This is a genomic window from Pseudomonas sp. SIMBA_067, assembly GCF_046534675.1.
Taxonomy (GTDB): Bacteria; Pseudomonadota; Gammaproteobacteria; order Pseudomonadales; family Pseudomonadaceae; genus Aquipseudomonas; species Aquipseudomonas putida.
This window is the reverse complement of the sequence record NZ_JAWRYH010000005.1, coordinates 82,332-100,613: the sequence shown is the minus strand read 5'-3', so window position 1 is coordinate 100,613 and position 18,282 is coordinate 82,332. Positions and strand designations below refer to the sequence as shown.

At 64.2% G+C, this 18,282-nt stretch carries 15 protein-coding genes; 4 read left to right on the top strand and 11 right to left on the bottom strand.

Annotated elements, in window-relative coordinates:
- Nucleotides 1-78 precede the first annotated feature (78 nt).
- Both SB765_RS13070 and SB765_RS13065 read left to right on the top strand, forming a co-directional pair.
- Entirely contained in the window at nucleotides 79-1,179 is a 1,101-nt protein-coding gene (locus SB765_RS13070; RefSeq protein ID WP_341797749.1) for an efflux RND transporter periplasmic adaptor subunit, read from the top strand.
- Between the two features lie 6 nt (nucleotides 1,180-1,185).
- Nucleotides 1,186-4,251 carry an efflux RND transporter permease subunit gene (locus tag SB765_RS13065; RefSeq protein WP_410931443.1) on the top strand — a complete coding sequence of 1,022 codons (3,066 nt, stop codon included), beginning with the start codon at nucleotides 1,186-1,188 and terminating at the stop codon, nucleotides 4,249-4,251.
- A 134-nt stretch (nucleotides 4,252-4,385) separates the two neighbouring features.
- Here the strand turns inward: SB765_RS13065 and SB765_RS13060 are convergent, their stop codons facing one another.
- The 3 genes from SB765_RS13060 to plsB all read right to left on the bottom strand — a co-directional run bounded on the left by SB765_RS13060 (nucleotide 4,386) and on the right by plsB (nucleotide 8,071).
- A complete protein-coding gene (locus SB765_RS13060) occupies nucleotides 4,386-5,075 on the bottom strand; it encodes a DUF4197 domain-containing protein (protein WP_016501182.1) in 690 nt (229 codons plus the stop codon).
- 33 nt (nucleotides 5,076-5,108) lie between these two features.
- Nucleotides 5,109-5,507, bottom strand: coding sequence for a YbaY family lipoprotein (locus tag SB765_RS13055; RefSeq protein WP_016501181.1), 399 nt, complete (start codon nucleotides 5,505-5,507; stop codon nucleotides 5,109-5,111).
- A gap of 77 nt (nucleotides 5,508-5,584) precedes the next feature.
- Entirely contained in the window at nucleotides 5,585-8,071 is a 2,487-nt protein-coding gene (plsB, locus tag SB765_RS13050; protein ID WP_410931442.1) for a glycerol-3-phosphate 1-O-acyltransferase PlsB, read from the bottom strand.
- Between the two features lie 232 nt (nucleotides 8,072-8,303).
- On the opposite strand from plsB, the gene SB765_RS13045 reads away from it, so the two are divergent.
- Nucleotides 8,304-8,513, top strand: a complete 210-nt coding sequence (locus SB765_RS13045; RefSeq protein ID WP_016501179.1) for a cold-shock protein — start codon at nucleotides 8,304-8,306, stop codon at nucleotides 8,511-8,513.
- Between the two features lie 90 nt (nucleotides 8,514-8,603).
- Here SB765_RS13045 and SB765_RS13040 read toward each other — a convergent pair whose 3' ends face one another.
- The 4 genes from SB765_RS13040 to SB765_RS13025 all read right to left on the bottom strand — a co-directional run bounded on the left by SB765_RS13040 (nucleotide 8,604) and on the right by SB765_RS13025 (nucleotide 13,754).
- Entirely contained in the window at nucleotides 8,604-8,981 is a 378-nt protein-coding gene (locus SB765_RS13040; RefSeq protein WP_016501178.1) for a hypothetical protein, read from the bottom strand.
- Nucleotides 8,982-8,998: 17 nt separating this feature from the next.
- Nucleotides 8,999-9,811, bottom strand: a complete 813-nt coding sequence (locus SB765_RS13035) for a putative RNA methyltransferase (RefSeq protein WP_410931441.1) — start codon at nucleotides 9,809-9,811, stop codon at nucleotides 8,999-9,001.
- The gene (dapE, locus tag SB765_RS13030; protein WP_043202627.1) at nucleotides 9,811-10,962 is read right to left on the bottom strand and encodes a succinyl-diaminopimelate desuccinylase; all 1,152 of its coding nucleotides are present in this window, start codon (nucleotides 10,960-10,962) and stop codon (nucleotides 9,811-9,813) included. The genes SB765_RS13035 and dapE overlap by 1 nt, the downstream gene beginning before the upstream one ends.
- A gap of 200 nt (nucleotides 10,963-11,162) precedes the next feature.
- A complete protein-coding gene (locus SB765_RS13025) occupies nucleotides 11,163-13,754 on the bottom strand; it encodes a glycosyltransferase (RefSeq protein ID WP_258655516.1) in 2,592 nt (863 codons plus the stop codon).
- Nucleotides 13,755-13,873: 119 nt separating this feature from the next.
- Between SB765_RS13025 and tcdA the strand changes: the two genes are divergently transcribed.
- Nucleotides 13,874-14,683, top strand: coding sequence for a tRNA cyclic N6-threonylcarbamoyladenosine(37) synthase TcdA (tcdA, locus tag SB765_RS13020; RefSeq protein WP_162465285.1), 810 nt, complete (start codon nucleotides 13,874-13,876; stop codon nucleotides 14,681-14,683).
- 159 nt (nucleotides 14,684-14,842) lie between these two features.
- Here the strand turns inward: tcdA and SB765_RS13015 are convergent, their stop codons facing one another.
- From SB765_RS13015 to SB765_RS13000, 4 genes are all read right to left on the bottom strand, one after another.
- Complete coding sequence (locus tag SB765_RS13015; RefSeq protein WP_410931440.1) at nucleotides 14,843-15,253, bottom strand: SufE family protein; 411 nt, start codon at nucleotides 15,251-15,253, stop codon at nucleotides 14,843-14,845.
- Nucleotides 15,250-16,455, bottom strand: coding sequence for a cysteine desulfurase (locus SB765_RS13010; RefSeq protein ID WP_410931439.1), 1,206 nt, complete (start codon nucleotides 16,453-16,455; stop codon nucleotides 15,250-15,252). Before SB765_RS13010 ends, SB765_RS13015 begins: the two co-directional genes overlap by 4 nt.
- Before the next feature lie 77 nt (nucleotides 16,456-16,532).
- Nucleotides 16,533-17,567, bottom strand: a complete 1,035-nt coding sequence (dapD, locus tag SB765_RS13005) for a 2,3,4,5-tetrahydropyridine-2,6-dicarboxylate N-succinyltransferase (protein WP_016485200.1) — start codon at nucleotides 17,565-17,567, stop codon at nucleotides 16,533-16,535.
- Between the two features lie 31 nt (nucleotides 17,568-17,598).
- The gene (locus tag SB765_RS13000) at nucleotides 17,599-17,946 is read right to left on the bottom strand and encodes an ArsC family reductase (RefSeq protein ID WP_003252272.1); all 348 of its coding nucleotides are present in this window, start codon (nucleotides 17,944-17,946) and stop codon (nucleotides 17,599-17,601) included.
- Between the last annotated feature and the right edge of the window lie 336 nt (nucleotides 17,947-18,282).

The window sequence follows — 18,282 nt, the reverse complement described above, 5'->3', positions numbered from 1 at the left end:
GCTTCCCGGCATCGCTTGCCTGACTTAATATACTCGCCAGTACAAATATTCGAAGTGCCCTCCGCGAAAGGATTCATCATGTTGCGCCATGCCTTGTCCATCGCCTTGCCCGCCGTTGCCGCGTTGTTACTGACGGCATGCGGTCAGGAAGCCACCCCGCCTGCCGCGCCGCGCCCGGCGCTGGTGGTGCAGCCGCAGCCGGCCGAAGCCGCTGCCGACAGTTACCCCGGCGAAGTACGTGCGCGCTTCGAGCCGGACCTGGCCTTCCGCATTGGCGGCAAGGTCACCAAGCGTCTGGTTGAGGAGGGGCAGCGAGTCAAGGCCGACCAGCCGCTGGCTGAGCTGGACCCGCAGGACGTGCGCCTGCAACTGGAAGCCAACCGCGCCCAGATGGCGGCTGCCGAGGCCAACCTGGCGCTGGTGCGCGCCGAGCGTGACCGCTACCAGAAGCTGCTGGACCGGCAGATGGTCAGCCATTCCCAGTTCGATAATGCCGAGAACCTGTACCGCGCCGGCCTCGCCCGGCTGAAGCAGGCCAAGGCCGAGTTCGACGTGGCTGGCAACCAGGCCGAATATGCCGTGCTGCGCGCGCCGCAGGCCGGGGTGGTTGCCAAGCGTCAGGTCGAAGTGGGCCAGGTGGTTGCCGCCGGGCAAACCGTGTTCACCCTGGCCGCCGATGGCGAGCGCGAAGTGGTGATCGGCCTGCCGGAGCAGCAGTTCGCCCGCTTTGCCGTGGGGCAACCGGTCAGTGTGGAGCTGTGGTCACACCCGCAAGCGCGCTTTCAGGGCCGTATCCGCGAGCTGTCACCGGCCGCCGACCCCCGCTCGCGCACCTTTGCTGCGCGCATCGCCTTTACTTCGGCCGCCACGCCGGCGGAGCTGGGCCAGAGTGCCCGGGTGTTCATCGCCCATGAGGGGCTGATCCCGCTGGCAGTGCCGCTGTCAGCGGTTACAGCGGAAAACGGCCAGGCCTATGTGTGGCGTGTCAACAAGGATAGCCGCCTGGAGCGGGCCGAGGTGCGTCTGGGGGCTTATGGCAGCGACAGTGTGCCAGTGCTCGAAGGCCTCGCCGCCGGTGACTGGGTGGTCGCCGCCGGTGGCCATGTACTGCGTGAGGGCCAGGAAATACGCCCTGTGGACCGCAGCAACCGTGTAGTGAAGCTGACGGCCAAGGAGTAAGTCCCGATGGGTTTCAACCTTTCTGCCTGGGCGCTGCGCAATCGCCAGATCGTCCTGTTCCTGATGATCCTGCTGGCGGCCATTGGCGCCATGTCCTACACCAAGCTCGGCCAGAGCGAGGACCCGCCATTCACCTTCAAGGCCATGGTCATTCGTACCCTGTGGCCGGGCGCCAGCGCCGAGGAAGTGTCGCGCCAGGTCACCGAACGTATCGAGAAGAAGCTGATGGAAACCGGCGAGTACGAGAAGATTATCTCGTTCTCGCGCCCCGGCGAATCGCAAGTCACCTTCATGGCCCGCGACTCGCTGCATTCCAAGGACATCCCCGAGCTGTGGTACCAGATCCGCAAGAAGGTCGCGGACATTCGCCACACCCTGCCACCGGAGATCCAGGGCCCGTTCTTCAACGATGAGTTCGGCACCACCTTCGGCAATATCTATGCGCTGACCGGTAAGGGCTTCGACTACGCGGTGCTCAAGGACTACGCAGACCGCATCCAGATTCAGCTGCAGCGGGTCAAGGATGTGGGCAAGGTCGAGCTGGTGGGCCTGCAGGACGAGAAAATCTGGATCGAGCTGTCCAACCTCAAGCTGGCCACCCTCGGCGTACCCCTGGAGGCCGTGCAGCAGGCCCTGCAGGAGCAGAACGCGGTGAGCACCGCCGGCTTCTTCGAGACGCCCAGCGAGCGGTTGCAACTGCGGGTGAGCGGGCGCTTCGACAGCGTGGAGCAGATTCGCCAGTTCCCCATCCGCGTAGGTGACCGCACGTTCCGCATCGGCGATGTGGCCGAAGTGCACCGTGGCTTCAATGACCCACCCGCGCCACGTATGCGCTTCATGGGCGAGGATGCCATTGGCCTGGCCGTGTCGATGAAGGACGGCGGCGACATCCTGGTACTGGGCAAGGCCCTGGAAGGCGAGTTCGAGCGCGTGGCGCGCAACCTGCCGGCCGGCATGGAGCTGCGCAAGGTCTCGGACCAACCTGCGGCGGTCAAGGCCGGTGTGGGCGAATTTGTCCAGGTGCTAGTGGAGGCGCTGGTCATCGTGCTGTTGGTGAGCTTCTTCTCGCTGGGCCTGCGCACCGGCCTGGTGGTGGCGCTGGCCATCCCCCTGGTACTGGCCATGACTTTCGCCGCCATGCACTATTTCGGCATCGGCCTGCACAAGATTTCCCTCGGCGCGCTGGTACTGGCCCTGGGCCTGCTGGTGGACGACGCGATCATTGCCGTGGAAATGATGGCGATCAAGATGGAGCAGGGTTACGACCGGCTCAAGGCAGCCAGCTATGCCTGGAGCAGCACTGCCTTCCCGATGCTGACCGGTACCCTGATCACTGCGGCAGGCTTCTTGCCCATCGCCACTGCTGCTTCCAGCACTGGCGAATACACCCGCTCGATTTTCCAGGTGGTGACCATCGCCCTGTTGACCTCGTGGGTGGCGGCGGTGGTGTTCGTGCCCTACCTGGGCGAGCGCCTGCTGCCAGACCTGGCCAAGCTGCACGCTGCGCGCCATGGCAAGGACGGCCACGCGCCAGACCCTTACGCCACGCCCTTCTACCAGCGTGTGCGGCGGGTGGTGGAGTGGTGCGTGCGACGGCGCAAGACGGTGATCCTGCTGACCATCGCGGCCTTTGTCGGCAGTATCCTGCTGTTCCGCTTCGTGCCCCAGCAGTTCTTCCCGGCCTCCGGGCGTCCGGAGTTGATGGTTGACCTGAAGCTGGCCGAAGGCGCCTCGCTGGCCAATACCGCCGAGCGGGTCAAGCAATTGGAGGCACTGCTCAAGCAGCAGGACGGCATCGATAACTACGTGGCCTACGTGGGCACCGGCTCGCCGCGCTTCTACCTGCCGCTGGACCAGCAGCTGCCTGCAGCCAGCTTTGCCCAGTTCGTGGTGCTGGCCAAGTCGATGGAGGACCGCGAGCGCCTGCGCAGCTGGCTGATCAGCACCGTGGACCAGCAATTCCCCGACCTGCGTGCCCGCGTCACGCGCCTGGAAAACGGCCCGCCCGTGGGTTACCCGGTGCAGTTCCGGGTCACCGGCGAGCACATCGAGAAGGCCCGTGCGCTGGCCCGCGAAGTGGCCGACAAGGTGCGCGAGAACCCGCATGTGGTGAACGTGCACCTGGACTGGGAAGAACCCAGCAAGGCTGTGTTCCTCGAAATCGACCAGGACCGCGCCCGCGCCCTGGGCGTGAGCACCGCGCACCTGGCCAGCTTCCTGCAAAGCTCGTTGACCGGTACCACGGTCAGCCAGTATCGCGAGGACAACGAGCTGATCGAGATCCTGCTGCGCGGCACCCAGCAGGAGCGTGGCGAACTGGGTAACCTCGGCAGCTTGGCACTGCCGACCGACAACGGCCAGAGCGTGGCGCTGTCGCAGGTAGCGACCCTGGAGTACGGCTTCGAGGAAGGCATCATCTGGCACCGCAACCGCTTGCCGACGGTGACCGTGCGCGCCGATATCTACGACAAGGAGCAACCGGCCACGCTGGTGAAACAGATCGAGCCGACCCTGCAGGAAATACGCGCCAAGCTGCCGGACGGCTACCTGCTGGAAGTGGGCGGTACGGTCGAAGATTCCGAGCGTGGGCAGAAGTCGGTGAACGCCGGCATGCCGCTGTTCGTGGTAGTGGTGCTGAGCCTGCTGATGATCCAGCTGCGCAGCTTCTCGCGCACGGTGATGGTGTTCCTCACCGCACCGCTGGGGCTGATTGGCGTGACCCTGTTCCTGCTGGTGTTCCGCCAGCCGTTCGGTTTTGTCGCCATGCTGGGCACCATTGCCCTGGCGGGCATGATCATGCGCAACTCGGTGATCCTGGTGGACCAGATCGAGCAGGACATTGCGGCAGGGATGGAGCGTTGGCAGGCGATCATCGAAGCCACGGTGCGGCGCTTCCGGCCAATCGTGCTGACTGCACTGGCGGCGGTGCTGGCGATGATCCCGTTGTCGCGTAGCGTGTTCTACGGGCCGATGGCGGTGGCGATCATGGGTGGCTTGATCGTGGCCACGGCGTTGACCCTGTTGTTCCTGCCGGCATTGTATGCGGCGTGGTTCAGGGTGAAGAAAACCTGACTGACCTCACCGCCCTGTAGGAGCAGCCTTGCGCTGCGAAGAGGCCGGTGCAGCAAATGAAAATTCATCTTGCTGTCCCGGCCTCTTCGCAGCACAAGGCTGCTCCTGCGAGGGTACTGCGGCCGCGTTGCGGATCAGAGGGCGCCGAAGACCTTCTTGGCCAGGCTGGTAGCGGCCTGCGCCGGGTTTTGGCGAATGCTCTGCTCCTGCTTGCCAATCATCTCGAACAGGCCGTCCAGCGCCTTCTCGGTCACGTAGTTCTCGATGCTGGCGCTCTTGGCGTCAACCACGCCCAGTGCCACCGCCTGCCCGGCAAAGTTGTTGTACTGCTGGGCCAGGCCGACCTTGTCGGTGGCCTGCTTGACGATTGGCAGGAACTTGGCGCGGATCTGCTCGCGGCTGCTCTTGTTCAGGTACTGCGTGGCCGAGTCGTCACCGCCGCTGAGGATACCTTTGGCATCGGTCACGCTCATGTTCTTCACGGCATCGACCAGAATCGCCTGGGCCTGCGGCACGGCGGCTTCGGCGGCCTTGTTCATGCTGGCTTCAAGGGCATCGACCTGTGCACCTTTGCCGAACATCTTCATGGCCTTGGCCGCTTTGCCCAGGTTGCCCGGCAATTCGATGCGCACGTCGGGGTTATTGCTGAAACCACCCGGGGTGCTCAACTGCTTGACGGCCAGCTGCGCACCCTGGGTCAGGGTATCTTTCAGGCCGCCAGTGGCGTCTTTCTGGCTCAGGTCGCCCAGCGACAGGGCCAGTGCGCTGGCCGACAGCAGCAGGCCGGCGCACAGGGTGGAAAAACGCAGGGAAGTGCGGATCATGAAGCTTTCCTTGTAAACAGATGAATACGGGTGTCAGCGAACCTGGTCGACCTTGATGCGTACAGTTTTCGGGTCACTGCCGTCGAGCATGACACCATGGTGTTCGGTATTGATGAACAGCAGCTTGCCATCCAGCTCGATGCGCGCACTCACCGCATAGCGGTGGCCGGGTTTGACCTGGGCTGGGTCGTAGCTGAGGTGGAACGGCAGCGGCACGTTGCCTTTGACCGGGCCGGCCTGGCGGGCGAGGGTCACGGCAGGGGCGTCCATCAGCGAAACATCCTGCAGCTCCACGCTCAAGGTAGCCGCAGGCGGCAGGGCGATACGCTGCAGGTAGAAGACTTCGCCGTCCAGGCTGGCCTGGGTGGATGGGCTTTGGCTGGAACAGGCTGCGAGCAGGGATGCGCAACACAGCATAAAGAGCTTTTTCATGGAATCTCCATAGGTCCTTGGAGCTGGCTTGTGGCCAACCCCAGGGACTTTAGCGGATTTTCCCGGTAGATGAACCGTCAGATGGTCGAAGTTTCCAGGCCATCGTCACGGTGCAGGGCCACCTGGCGGATCGACAGGCGCAGCTCGGCCGACAGCACACGCTTGGCCACGCCCTCGGCCAGCTCGGCGAGCTTGTCGTGATAACCCAGCTTGCCTTGCCCGTCTGCATGCACCACGCCTTGCTGGAGCAGGGTCTGGATGAAGTGGCGGAACAGCGTCTTGTCGAAGAACTCCGGGGCATTCAGGCCATGCAGGATCGACAGGCGCTGGGCCATCATCACGCAGAGGTCTTCCAGCGCTTCGGCGCTGAGTGTGTTTTGTCCGCTATTGAGCAGCAGCGAGGTGGCCATGTAGAAGCGCTGCAGGGTCTGGGTGATGGTGCGGGCGAGCAGGGTCAGCAGCACGAACTGCCGCGAGCTGGGCGCCGGGCGTACGTACACGTCGTTCTCCTGGCGCAGCAGGCCTTGCCCGACCAGCGCGGCCAGCCATTGGTCGATCACCTCGTCCAGTTGCTCTGGCGTCCAGCGCAGGAACAGTTCGGCCTGCAGGTATGGGTACAACGCGTGCACATACTGGCCCAGCAGTTCGCGGCTCATGCGCGAGCTGCTGAGGAAGAAGCTGGCCAGCAGCGCCGGCAGGGCGAAAATGTGCAGCACGTTGTTGCGGTAATAGGTCATCAGTACCGCATTGCCTTCATCCAGGTAGAGGATGCGGCCCAGTGCGTCCTTCTGCTCGGCCACCAGGTTCATGCTGCGCACGTGTTGGATCAGTGCCTGGCCGTCGCCGTCGGGCAGGGTGGTGTGCGGCGAGTAGGGCACCTGGCGCAACAAGGCCAGGTAAAGGTCGAGCACGCGGGTCAGGGCGCGTTCGTCCAGGGCCAGGCGGCTGGTGGACAACAGCGCCAGGGCCACCAGGTTGACCGGGTTGATGGCGGCCGCCTCGTTGAGGTGACGGGCCACGGTTTCGCCCAGGCGGGTAGTGGCGGCGTTGAGCCAGGCCGGGCGGTACTGCGGGCCATGATCCTGTTCACGCCAGCCGGGCTGCTGCTCATCGAGGAAACCGGCGAGACGGATGGGTTCGCCGAAGTTGACGTAGACCTGGCCAAAGCGCTGCCTGAGCGCGCCAAACACCTTGAAGATGTCGAACACCGACTCCTTCTTTTTGCTGGCACCGCGCAACTCGCCCAGGTAGGTGCGGCCTTCGAGCACGCGCTCGTAGCCGATGTACACCGGCACGAACACGACCGGCGTGCGTGACGAGCGCAGGAAGCTGCGCAGGGTAATGGCCAGCATCCCGGTACGCGGCTGCAGCATGCGCCCGGTACGCGAGCGGCCACCTTCGACGAAGTACTCGACCGGAAAACCTTTGGTGTACAGGGTATGCAGGTACTCATTGAACACGGCGGTGTACAGCGGGTTGCCCTTGAACGTGCGGCGCATGAAGAAGGCGCCGCCACGGCGCAGCAGGTTACCCACCACCGGCATGTTGAGGTTGATGCCTGCGGCCACGTGCGGTGGGGTAAGGCCGTTGCGGAACAGCAGGTACGACAGCAGCAGGTAATCGATGTGGCTGCGGTGGCACGGCACGTAGATCACTTCGTGGCCGGGTGCTATGCCCTGAACCTGTTCGATATGGTTGACCTTGATGCCGTCGTAGATCTTGTTCCAGAACCAGCTGAGCACCACTTCGAGAAAGCGGATGACCGTGTAGGTGTAGTCCGAGGCGATCTCGTTACCATAACGCAGTGCCTGTGCTTCGGCCTTGGCCAGCGGCAGGTTCTCGCGTTGGGCCTCGTCGGCGATGGCCTGGCGCACCTGCGGGGCATGGATCAGGCCTTTGACCAGGTTGCGCCGGTGCGAGATGTCCGGGCCGATGACGGCGGTCTTGAGGTTGCGAAAATGCACGCGCATCAGGCGCTGGGCCATGCGCACGGTGCGCTCGTGGCCCTTGTTGTGCTGCACCAGTTCGCGCAGGTGGATGGGCGCGGAGAACTGCACCCGGGTCTTGCGCCCCAGGATCAGCACGGTCAGCAGCCGGCGCAAACGCCCGGTCACCGCCCAGCTGTCGGCGAACAGCAGCTTCCATGGGCTGGACTCACTGGCCGGGGTCTGGCCCCAGAACACGCTGACCGGGATGATCTGCGCATCTTCTTCGGCATGCTGGCTGACGGCAGCCACCAGGCGCTCAAGCGTGGGCGGGGCGCCGCTTTTGTCCTGGCGGCCAAGCCAGTCCGGGTCGGGGGTCAGGTAGAAGAACCCGGCCGGCTCCTGCAGCGGGCCGACAGCCACCGGCAGCACCGGGCGCGGCAGCCCCGCCTTGGTGCACTCGTGGTCGAGCACGGCCAGGTCGGTGAGCGCGGGCGAGGGCAGCGCATAGAACACCGGCCGGCTGCGGTCGAGGTTGAGGGACATGGAAGACTGGTTGATGGTCTCGGAGCGCACCCACAGGTACAACAGGCGACGCAGGGCGCCGAAGATCAGGCGGCGCAGGGGGGAACGGGTCATGGGGTGAGTGCCCTGGGTGTGATTTTCAGGTGAGTATCCAGCTATTTAGTCTGCCGTATCGGCGTAAGTTCAGCAAAAAACGGCCAACTGCGGGACCGTCATCAATTTTTTTTGTTCTGTGTCATATACTCGGCCTGCCACTTGCAGGATATTTCAGCAAGCGGCGTTGGCACGGGGCCGTGAGCTCATGCCTACAAGGCGATCTTCACAATAAAAATCCGGAGTAGTTCAGATGTCGTCTCGTGAGACTGGGAATGTAAAGTGGTTCAACGATGCCAAAGGCTTTGGCTTCATTCAGCGCGAAGGTGGTGCGGATGTGTTCGTCCATTATCGGGCGATCCGCGGTGAGGGGCATCGTTCCCTGGTCGAGGGGCAGCGGGTTGAGTACTCCTGCGTGCAAGGCCAGAAAGGCCTGCAAGCCGAGGACGTAGTAGGGCTCTGAGCCTCAAGCTGTAAGCCTCAAGCTGCAAGTGACCGTGTACTTGCAGCCTGATGCGATCCGTCTTGGCGCTTGCAGATTAAAGCTTGCAGCTCAAGAAGTGCGCCAGGTGATTTCCTCTTCACCGTCGGCGCTGATGCGGACCCAGCGGTCGGCATCTTCTTCCCCGTCTTCCTCGACCCAGCCACCCGGCGCGCAGCGCACTTCCACACCCAGTGCGGCGAATGCAGCGCGGGCGCAGGCGATATCATCGGCCCATGGCGTCTGATCACTTTCCAGGTACAGGCTGTTCCATTTCCCTACAGCCTTGGGTAGCCAGGTGACCGGAATGTTACCGGCCTTGCATTTGAACGTCTGGCCTTTCTGCTGCCATTCGCTGCAGGGGCCAATCGCCTGGGCGAGCCACTCGGCAATCTGCTTGTGGTCGACGTCGGCGTCCTTCAGGTAGATCTCGATATCGGGTTGGCGCATAAGGGCTCCGGGTTTGCTCAGTCTTGGCGCACGAAATAGTCATAACGCATTGAAACCGTGACCTCGAACGGCTCGGGCTGGTCGATCACCCGGGCGCGTTTTTCGGCGCTGGCGCGCCACCCGTGCGGGGTCATCGCCAGCAGGTCGGCGCGTGCCTTGGGCACGGCCAGGCTCAGGCGGAACTCGAGCGTTTCGCTGTGGGCGTGGGTCATGCCTTCGGGGACGAGGGCCAGGTGCTTGTCGTCGGCGTAAGGGCGTACTTCATCGTACAGCACCTCGCGCAACTCCATCAGGTGGCCGCTGGTCGGGCCCACCCGCATCAGGCCACCGCCGGGGCTGAGCAGGCGCTTGGCCTCGCCCCAGTCCAGCGGGCTGAACACGCTGGCGATGAACTGGCAGGTGGCGTCGGCCAGCGGCACGCGGGCCATGCTGGCGACCATCCAGGTAACCTGCGGCGCGCGGCGGCAGGCACGCTTGACCGCCTCGCGGGAGATGTCCAGGGCGTAACCGTCGGCAGCCGGCAGGGCCTGGGCGAGCAGCGCTGTGTAGTAACCCTCGCCGCAGCCGATGTCCAGCCAGGCGCCGGGCTGGCGCTCGGCGGCCAGCTCGGCCAGGCGGCGGGCCACCGGGGCGTAGTGGCCAGCGTCGAGGAAGTCGCGGCGGGCCTCGACCATGGCCTGGTTGTCACCTGGGTCGCGGCTGTTCTTGTGCTGCACCGGCAGCAGGTTCAGGTAACCCTGGCGGGCGCGGTCGAAGCGGTGGCCGGCCGGGCACACCACACTGTTGTCGAGCCGGCTCAGCGGCGCCTGGCAAAGGGGGCAGGCGAGCATCAGGCGAGCAACCGAACCAGAGTCTGGTAGTAGATTTCGGTCAGCAGGTCGAGGTCGCTGGCCAGGATCCGCTCATCCACCTGGTGAATGGTGGCGTTGACCGGGCCAAGCTCGACCACCTGGGTGCCCATGGTGGCGATGAAACGGCCATCGGAGGTGCCGCCGCTGGTGGATGGCTGGGTATCGCGGCCGGTGACGCCCTTGATGCTATGTGCCACTGCGTCGAGCAGTTCACCAGGTTCGGTGAGGAACGGCAGGCCCGACAGCGCCCAGTCGACCGACCAGTCGAGTTCATGCTTGTCGAGAATCGCCGACACTCGCGCCTGCAGGCCTTCGACAGTCGACTCGGTGGAGAAGCGGAAGTTGAACAGCGCGGTCAGGTCGCCCGGTACCACGTTGGTGGCGCCGGTGCCGGAATTGAGGTTGGAGATCTGGAAGCTGGTTGGCGGGAAGAACGCGTTGCCTTCGTCCCAGTGCTCGGCTGCCAGTTCCGCCAAGGCCGGGGCGGCCAGGTGGATCGGGTTACGTGCCAGGTGCGGGTAGGCCACGTGGCCCTGCTTGCCGCGCACGGTCAGCTTGGCACCCAGCGAGCCACGGCGGCCGTTCTTGACCACGTCACCCAGCAGGGTGGTGCTGGAGGGTTCGCCGACGATGCACCAGTCCAGGCGTTCGTTGCGTGCTTTCAGGCGCTCGACCACTGCCTTGGTGCCGTGGTGGGCCGGGCCCTCCTCGTCGCTGGTGATCAGGAAGGCGACCTTGCCGCGGTGGTTGGGGTAGTCGTGCACGAAGCGCTCGCTGGCGATCACCATGGAGGCCAGGCTGCCTTTCATGTCGGCGGCGCCGCGGCCGCAGAGCATGCCGTCAGCGTCGATCAGCGCTTCGAACGGTTCGTGCTGCCATTGCTGCACCGGGCCGGTGGGCACCACGTCGGTGTGGCCGGCAAAGCACAGCACCGGGCCGTCCTGGCTGCCATGGGTGGCCCAGAAGTTGTCTACGTCTTCAATGCGCATCGGCTCGAGCTCGAAGCCCACGGCGCCCAGGCGTTTCATCATCTGCGCCTGGCAGTCGGCGTCGACAGGGGTGACCGAGGGGCGACGGATCAGGTCGCAGGCCAGTTGAAGGGTAGGCGAGAGCTCGGCAGGGGCCGTCATGGGGGACTCCGGGGCAAGGCAAGGCGGGGAAATCTGAGGGGCGTTATCTTATATCAAACCGAAGGGCCAATGGGGCCGCTTTGCGGCCCTATCGCGACGCAAGGCCGCTCCCACAGGCGATCGCGGGTCATCTGGCTACCGCGGTCCCCTGTAGGAGCGGCCTTGTGCCGCGAAAGGGCTGCAAAGCAGCCCCGGCAATCTCAAGCCTGCTGCGGTTCGGCAGCTTTTGCCTGCGGCTTGGGCAGCGAAGACAGCAACGCCATCACCAGCGCCGCCACGTAAGGCAACGACTGCACCAGCAGCATCGCCACCCAGAAGCGCATGTCCGAACTCGGCAGCCCCTGCACCAGGTAGATACCCAGCGCCGCACCCCACAGCAGCAACATGATGAACAGCTCTTCCCGCGCTTCGGAAAGTGCCACCAGCAGCCCATGGCTGTCGGCATTCTTTGGCGTGCGGAAGAACGGCATGCTGCTGGTGAAGAAACCGTACAGCACCGCCTTGGCAATGGTATGCGACAGCGCCAGCCCGGCCAGCGCTGCGGCAAAGGCGTCCTTGAGGTTGACCCCCACCGCGCGGCGGTAAAGGAAGATGATCTTGCCGACCTTGAAGAAGAACAGCGCCAGCGGCGGGATGGCGAAGATCATCAGCGGCGGGTCGACCCGGTGCGGCACGATGATCATCGCCGCCGACCACAGCAGCGCGCCGATGGTGAAGAAGATGTTCATGCCGTCGGCGACCCACGGCAGCCAGCCGGCCAGGAAGTGGTAGCGCTGGCCACGGGTCAGCTCGCTGCCCTTGCCGCGCAGCAGGGCACTGGCGTGGTGCTTGATGATCTGGATGGCGCCGTAGGCCCAGCGGAAGCGCTGCTTCTTGAAGTCGATGAAGGTGTCGGGCATCAGGCCCTTGCCGTAGCTGTTGTGGGCGTAGGCGGCCGACAGGCCCTTCTCGAACACGCGCAGGCCCAGCTCGGCGTCCTCGCAGATGCACCATTCGGCCCAGCCCAGCTCTTCCAGTACCGTGCGTCGGGTCATGGTCATGGTGCCGTGCTGAATGATGGCGTCACGGTCGTTGCGGGTGACCATGCCGATGTGGAAGAAGCCCTTGTACTCGCTGTAGCACAGCTTCTTGAAGGCGCTTTCGTGCTGGTCGCGATAGTCCTGCGGCGACTGCACCACGGCAATTTTCGGGTCGGCGAAATGCGGCACCATGTGCTTGAGCCAGTTGCGGTCGACGCAGTAGTCCGAGTCGATCACCGCGATCACTTCGGCGTCCTTGGCCGTGTGCGGGAGCAGGTAGTTCAGTGCGCCGCCCTTGAAGCCGGCCAGTGGCGCGACGTGGAAGAACTTGAAGCGCTCGCCGAGCTTCTCGCAGTGCGCCTTCAGCGGCTCCCACACGGCCGGGTCCTTGGTGTTGTTGTCGATCACCAGCACTTCGTAGTCGGGGTAGTCCAGCGCGGCCAGGGCGTCGAGGGTCTGCTTCACCATCTCGGGTGGCTCGTTGTAGCACGGCACATGCACCGACACCTTGGGCCGGTAGGCGCTGTCGGCCTGTACCGGCAGGAACTCGCGTCGGCGCTTGTGTATCCATACTGCCTCGGCCAGTTCATGGGCCTCGGTCAGCAGCACGATGAACACGCCCAGCGCGCCAAGGGCAAGCAGCACGCCCACGGTGAGGCTGAACCAGGTGCTGTATTGCTGGCTGTAGTCATAGGCAATCCACACCAGCACCGACCCGCACAGGAAGGTGATGAAGGTGAGGAATGTGCGGCCACGCTGGCGCAGCGCCGAGCCGTCGATGAACAGCACCATCAGCGCAATCATCGCCAGCACCACCGAGGCTACCGCCAGGGCACGCCACTGCGGGATCGCCACCACGGGGCCGTCGAAGTTGAATTTTTGCTGGCGCTCGGCGTTGTACACGCCCCAGTAGGCGCCTACCGAGCCTTCGTCGCTGGCCTTCCACGGCTGGTCATAGGCTTCGATGACGAAGTAGTTGTAGCCACGGCGGTTTAGGGTGTTGACCAAGGTGCGCAGGTAAATGGCCTGGTCGGCCTGGCTGGCATCGGCACCACCGCGCATGCGGCCGTTGCTCGGCCAGCCGACTTCCGACAGCAGCAGCGGTTTGCGCGGGAACTGGTGCTTCAGCTCACGGGCGCGGTCGAGCACGAACTCGACCGAATCCTTCATCGGCACGAATTCCCAGTAGGGCAGGATGTGCGCGGCAATCAGGTCGACGTGCTTGGCGATCTCCGGGTTTTCCTTCCAGATGTGCCATTGCTCACTGGTGGTCACCGGTACCTTGACGGCTGCGCGTACCCGGTCCAGGTATTTGATCAGGTTTTCCGGGGTGACTTCTTCACGGAACAGCGCCTCGTTGCCAACCACTACCCGCACCACGCTGCGCGAGGTGTTGGCCAACTGGATGGCCGTGGCGATTTCGCGTTCGTTGCGCTCCAGGTCGGGGCTGATCCATATCCCCAGGGTCACGCGCAGGCCGAATTCCTCGGCCAGACGCGGGATGTCGGCCTGGGTGCCCTCCACCGTATAGATACGGATGCTGTCGGTCAGTTTGCTCAACTGCTCCAGGTCCTGGCGCATCTCGTCGTCAGTGGGATACTGGCCCTTCTGCGGGCTTTCACCCAGACGGAACGGCGAATACGAAAAGCCAGAGATCTGCTCTGGCCAGGCGGGGGCGGAGACCGGGCGGTTGATCAGTGCCCAGAACCCGGTGAACAGCGCGGCGATGGCCAGCACCACAACCAGGTTCAGGCCGAATTTACGTGAAGACATTGTCGTCCATTTGTGTCGAAGTGATAGGACATTAAAGCAGGGTTGGTAGTGTCTTTCCTAACGATGCAGGCCATGGGCCCGCTGGCATATAATGCGCGCCGGTTTTTTGGGGTATGAACATGAGCACAGAAGATCCACGCTTCGCCGGCGTTGCCCGGCTATATGGCGACCAGGGGCTGCAACGCCTGGGCCAGGCCCATGTGGGCGTGGTCGGTATTGGCGGGGTTGGCTCGTGGGTGGCCGAAGCGCTGGCCCGCAGCGGCGTGGGTGAAATTTCCCTGTTTGATCTGGACGACGTCTGCGTCAGCAACACCAACCGCCAGGCCCATGCCCTGGAAGGGCAGGTGGGGCGGCCCAAGGTGGAGGTCATGGCTGAGCGCCTGCGGGCGATCAACCCGGCATGCACGGTGCATGCGGTGGCCGACTTCGTCACCCGTGAAACCATGGCCGAGCACATCCACGAGCAGCTGGACTGTGTAATTGACTGCATCGATAGCGTCATGGCCAAGGCTGCGTTGATTGCCTGGTGCCGGCGGCGCAAGATCGCCATCGTGACCACGGGTGGCGCTGGTGGTCAGATCGACCCGACACAGATCCAGATCGCCGACCTGAACAAGACCTTCAACGACCCGTTGGCCTCGCGGGTGCGCTCCACCCTGCGCCGCGATTACAACTTCTCGCGCAATGTCAGCCGCAACTATGGTGTGCCGTGCGTGTTCTCCAGCGAACAGCTGCGTTACCCCAAGGGAGATGGCAGCGTTTGCCTGCAGAAGAGCTTCGTGGGTGAGGGTGTAAGGCTGGACTGCTCGGGTGGCTTTGGCGCGGTGATGATGGTGACCGCGACCTTTGGCATGGTGGCGGCGAGCAAGGCGATCGAGAAACTGGTGGCAGGTGCACGGCGGCCTTCGGAACGTATCAAGCCTGAGTAATCATTCACAGGTCAACTCGGTCCTTGTAGGAGCGGCCTTGTGCCGCGAAAGGGGCGCGTAGCGGCCCCATTTCAGCCTCTCCACGAGATTGCTGGGGCCGCTGGGCGGCCCTTTCGCGGCACAAGGCCACTCCTCCAGGGAGCAGCGTATGCCCTGGATTTAGCGGGTAGACGCCAATTTTGTCATCCGCTGCAACACTGCATGCAGCCCATTGCTGCGCGACGGCGAGAGCTGGCGCTCTAGCCCCAGTTGGGTGAACCACTCGCGCAGATCAAGCCTGGCCAGCTCTTCACTGGTCAAACCCTGCACCCGCACCAGCAACAACGCCAGCAGCCCGCGCAACAAGCGTGCATCGCTACTGGCCTTGAACCGCCACTGCCCATCGACGCGTTCGGCCACCAGCCAGACCAGGCTTTCGCAGCCATGCACCCGGTTGGCTTCGGTCTTGTCAGTCTCGGCCAGTGGTTCCAGGCGGTCGCCCCACTGCATCAGCAGCCGGGCGCGCTGTTCCCAGCCCTTGCCCCGCTCAAACGCTTCCAGCGCCTGGCGCGCCTGTTCCGGCATGCTCATCGCAGCAACTCCAGACCCTGATCAAGCGCAGCGAAGAAGCGCTGCAAGTCGTCGCTGTCGTTGTACAAGCCCAGCGATACGCGGATTGCGCCCTCCAGCCCCAGCCCTTGCAAGAGCGGCATGGCGCAGTGGTGTCCGGCACGCACGGCTATCCCTTGCTCGCTGAGCAAGTGGGCGATATCGGCGTTGTGCACGCCCTCGATGACGAAGCTGGCCAGCGCCGTCTGCGGTGCCCCCAATACCCGCACGCCCTCACGGTCAGCCAGGCCGCGCAGCAGGTGCTGGTGCAGGCTGGTTTCGTGGGCTTCGACAGCCTGGGCGTCGAGGCTGGCCAAATAATCCAGGGTTGCCCCCAGGCCTATCACCCCGGCGATTGGCGGCGTACCTGCCTCGAACCCCAGCGGTGCGGGGCGAAAGCTGGCGCTCTGGTACTCGGCCAGTTGCACCATCTCGCCACCGAACTGCCAATGGCGCAGCAGCTCCAGCGCCTGAGTGTGGCCGTACAGCACGCCAACCCCATCCGGGCCGTACAACTTGTGGCTGGAGAACACATAGAAGTCGCAGCCCAGTTGCTGCACATCGTGGCGGCCATGCACCACGCCCTGGGCACCGTCGACCACGGTCAGCGCGCCTTGTGCGCGGGCATGGGAAAGCAGGGCCGGCAGCGGTTGCCAGGTACCCAGTACGTTGGACAGCTGGCTGACGGCGAGCACCCGGGTGCGCGGGCCTATCAGTTGCAGTGCCTGGTTCAGGTCGATGCGGCCAAAGGCATCCAGCGGCAGTATCACCAGGCGCAGGTTGCGCCGGCGTGCCAGCTGTTGCCAGGGCAGCAGGTTGGCATGGTGCTCCAGCGCGCTGATGGCAATTTCGTCACCGGCTTCGAAGCGGTGCTCAAGGCCGTAGGCCAGCAGATTCAAGGCCGAGGTGGCACCGTGAGTGAACACGATCTGCCGTGAGTCCGCAGCATTCAACCAGGCGGCGACCTTGTCGCGGCTGGTTTCGAAGGCCTGGGTCGCCAGTGCACCGGGCAGGTGCTGGGCACGGTGTACGTTGGCCGCGCCATGACCGTAGTAATGGCTCAAGGCATCGATCAGGGCTTGCGGCTTTTGGGTGGTAGCGGCGCTGTCCAGATAGGTCTGGTGCTGCCGTTGCAGGGCGGCGATGGCGGGGAAGTCGGCACGCCAGGGGGAGGGCTGGAACATGTTCACGGGGCCTGGAATGAAAATCGGGTCTGGCGTGGTGCCAGACCCGATCTTAACATTTCAAACGCCGAGCATGCTCAGTTGTGAGCGTGCAGGGCCTCGTTCAGCTCGATGGCCGACTTGTGGGTCTTGCACTCTACCGCGCCGTTCAGCGAGTTGCGGCGGAACAGCAGGTCGGTCTGGCCGGCCAGGTCGCGGGCCTTGACCACTTTGACCAGCTCGTTGTTTTCGTCCAGCAGGTTCACCTTGGTGCCAGCGGTGATGTACAGGCCGGCTTCAACGGTGTTGCGGTCGCCCAGCGGGATGCCGATACCAGCGTTGGCGCCGATCAGGCAGCCTTCGCCCACCTTGATGACGATGTTGCCGCCACCGGACAGGGTACCCATGGTCGAGCAACCGCCGCCCAGGTCGGAACCTTTGCCAACGAATACGCCGGCGGACACGCGGCCTTCGATCATGCCCGGGCCTTCGGTGCCAGCGTTAAAGTTGACGAAGCCTTCGTGCATGATGGTGGTGCCTTCGCCGATGTAGGCGCCCAGGCGCACACGGGCGGTATCGGCGATGCGCACGCCGGCCGGGACCACGTAGTCGGTCATCTTCGGGAACTTGTCCACCGAGAACACTTCCAGCAGCTCGCCCTTCAGGCGCGCTTCCAGTTGCAGCTCGGCCAGTTCGGCCAGGTCGACCGCGCCCTGGTTGGTCCAGGCTACGTTCGGCAGCAGCGGGAAGATGCCAGCCAGGCTCAGGCCGTGTGGCTTGACCAGGCGGTGCGACAGCAGGTGCAGCTTGAGGTAGGCCTCTGGGGTGGAGGTCAGGGCAGCGTCTTCGGCCAGCAGGGTGGCGACCAGCGGCTTGTGGCTTTCGGCCAGGCGGGTCAGCAGGGCGGCCTGGGCAGCATCCACGCCTTTCAGGGCTTCGGCCAGTTTCAAGGCCTGGCCGTTGCTGAAGGCGATGGCCTGGTTGCCACCTTCGTAACCGAGAACAGGGGCTACAGCGGCAACCAGCTCGGCGCTCGGGTTGAGCAGCGGTTGTGCGTAGAACACTTCCAGCCAGGCGCCCTGGCGGTTCTGGGAGCCGACACCGAAGGCCAGGCTGAACAGGGTATTGGACATGTGATTACCTCGTGCGAAATAGGGTGGGGGCTCAGGCCAGGGCAGCGGCGTACAGGTCCGGCTTGAAGCCGACCAGGGTGCGCGCGCCAAGGTCCAGCACCGGGCGTTTGATCATCGACGGCTGGGCCAGCATCAGCTCGACGGCCTTGGCCTGGTCGAGGTCTGCCTTGCTGGCGTCGTCCAGCTTGCGGAAGGTGGTGCCGGCACGGTTGAGGATGACTTCCCAGCCGTGTTCGTCGCACCAGCGGTTCAGGCTGTCGCGGTCGATGCCTTGGGTTTTGTAGTCATGGAATTCGTAGGCGATGGCTTTGTCTTCGAGCCAGGTACGCGCCTTTTTCATGGTGTCACAGGCTTTGATGCCGTAGAGCGTGTAGGTCATTGTGTACATTGGGGTTACAAGTCGCCCCAATCTCTCCGTTTTTCGATGTCAGTCGCGGGATTATGCGGGAACGAAACAGTGAGCGCCACGGGTGTGCTTACCTTGAGCCTTGCAGCGTGTCGGAGATCGAGCGCCGCTTGCGCGGCGCTTCGCAGCACAAGGCTGCTCCTACATTTATTTCGGGCCAGTGACGCCTTTTCCAAAGCACCCGCCCGCCTTGTTCGTCGATTGAGGTGGACGCCAAGGGGCCGCGCGCCTCCGTCACAGGAATAATTGGCCCGAAATAAATGTAGGAGCAGCCTTGTGCTGCGAAGCGCCGCGCGGGCGGCGCTCGAT

Coding starts and splice junctions, on each gene's coding strand:
- SB765_RS13070 (WP_341797749.1), top strand. CDS start 79: ATGTTGCGCCATGCCTTGTCCATCGCCTTGCCCGCCGTTGCCGCGTTG.
- SB765_RS13065 (WP_410931443.1), top strand. CDS start 1,186: ATGGGTTTCAACCTTTCTGCCTGGGCGCTGCGCAATCGCCAGATCGTC.
- SB765_RS13060 (WP_016501182.1), bottom strand. CDS start 5,075: ATGATCCGCACTTCCCTGCGTTTTTCCACCCTGTGCGCCGGCCTGCTG.
- SB765_RS13055 (WP_016501181.1), bottom strand. CDS start 5,507: ATGAAAAAGCTCTTTATGCTGTGTTGCGCATCCCTGCTCGCAGCCTGT.
- plsB (WP_410931442.1), bottom strand. CDS start 8,071: ATGACCCGTTCCCCCCTGCGCCGCCTGATCTTCGGCGCCCTGCGTCGC.
- SB765_RS13045 (WP_016501179.1), top strand. CDS start 8,304: ATGTCGTCTCGTGAGACTGGGAATGTAAAGTGGTTCAACGATGCCAAA.
- SB765_RS13040 (WP_016501178.1), bottom strand. CDS start 8,981: ATGCGCCAACCCGATATCGAGATCTACCTGAAGGACGCCGACGTCGAC.
- SB765_RS13035 (WP_410931441.1), bottom strand. CDS start 9,811: ATGCTCGCCTGCCCCCTTTGCCAGGCGCCGCTGAGCCGGCTCGACAAC.
- dapE (WP_043202627.1), bottom strand. CDS start 10,962: ATGACGGCCCCTGCCGAGCTCTCGCCTACCCTTCAACTGGCCTGCGAC.
- SB765_RS13025 (WP_258655516.1), bottom strand. CDS start 13,754: ATGTCTTCACGTAAATTCGGCCTGAACCTGGTTGTGGTGCTGGCCATC.
- tcdA (WP_162465285.1), top strand. CDS start 13,874: ATGAGCACAGAAGATCCACGCTTCGCCGGCGTTGCCCGGCTATATGGC.
- SB765_RS13015 (WP_410931440.1), bottom strand. CDS start 15,253: ATGAGCATGCCGGAACAGGCGCGCCAGGCGCTGGAAGCGTTTGAGCGG.
- SB765_RS13010 (WP_410931439.1), bottom strand. CDS start 16,455: ATGTTCCAGCCCTCCCCCTGGCGTGCCGACTTCCCCGCCATCGCCGCC.
- dapD (WP_016485200.1), bottom strand. CDS start 17,567: ATGTCCAATACCCTGTTCAGCCTGGCCTTCGGTGTCGGCTCCCAGAAC.
- SB765_RS13000 (WP_003252272.1), bottom strand. CDS start 17,946: ATGACCTACACGCTCTACGGCATCAAAGCCTGTGACACCATGAAAAAG.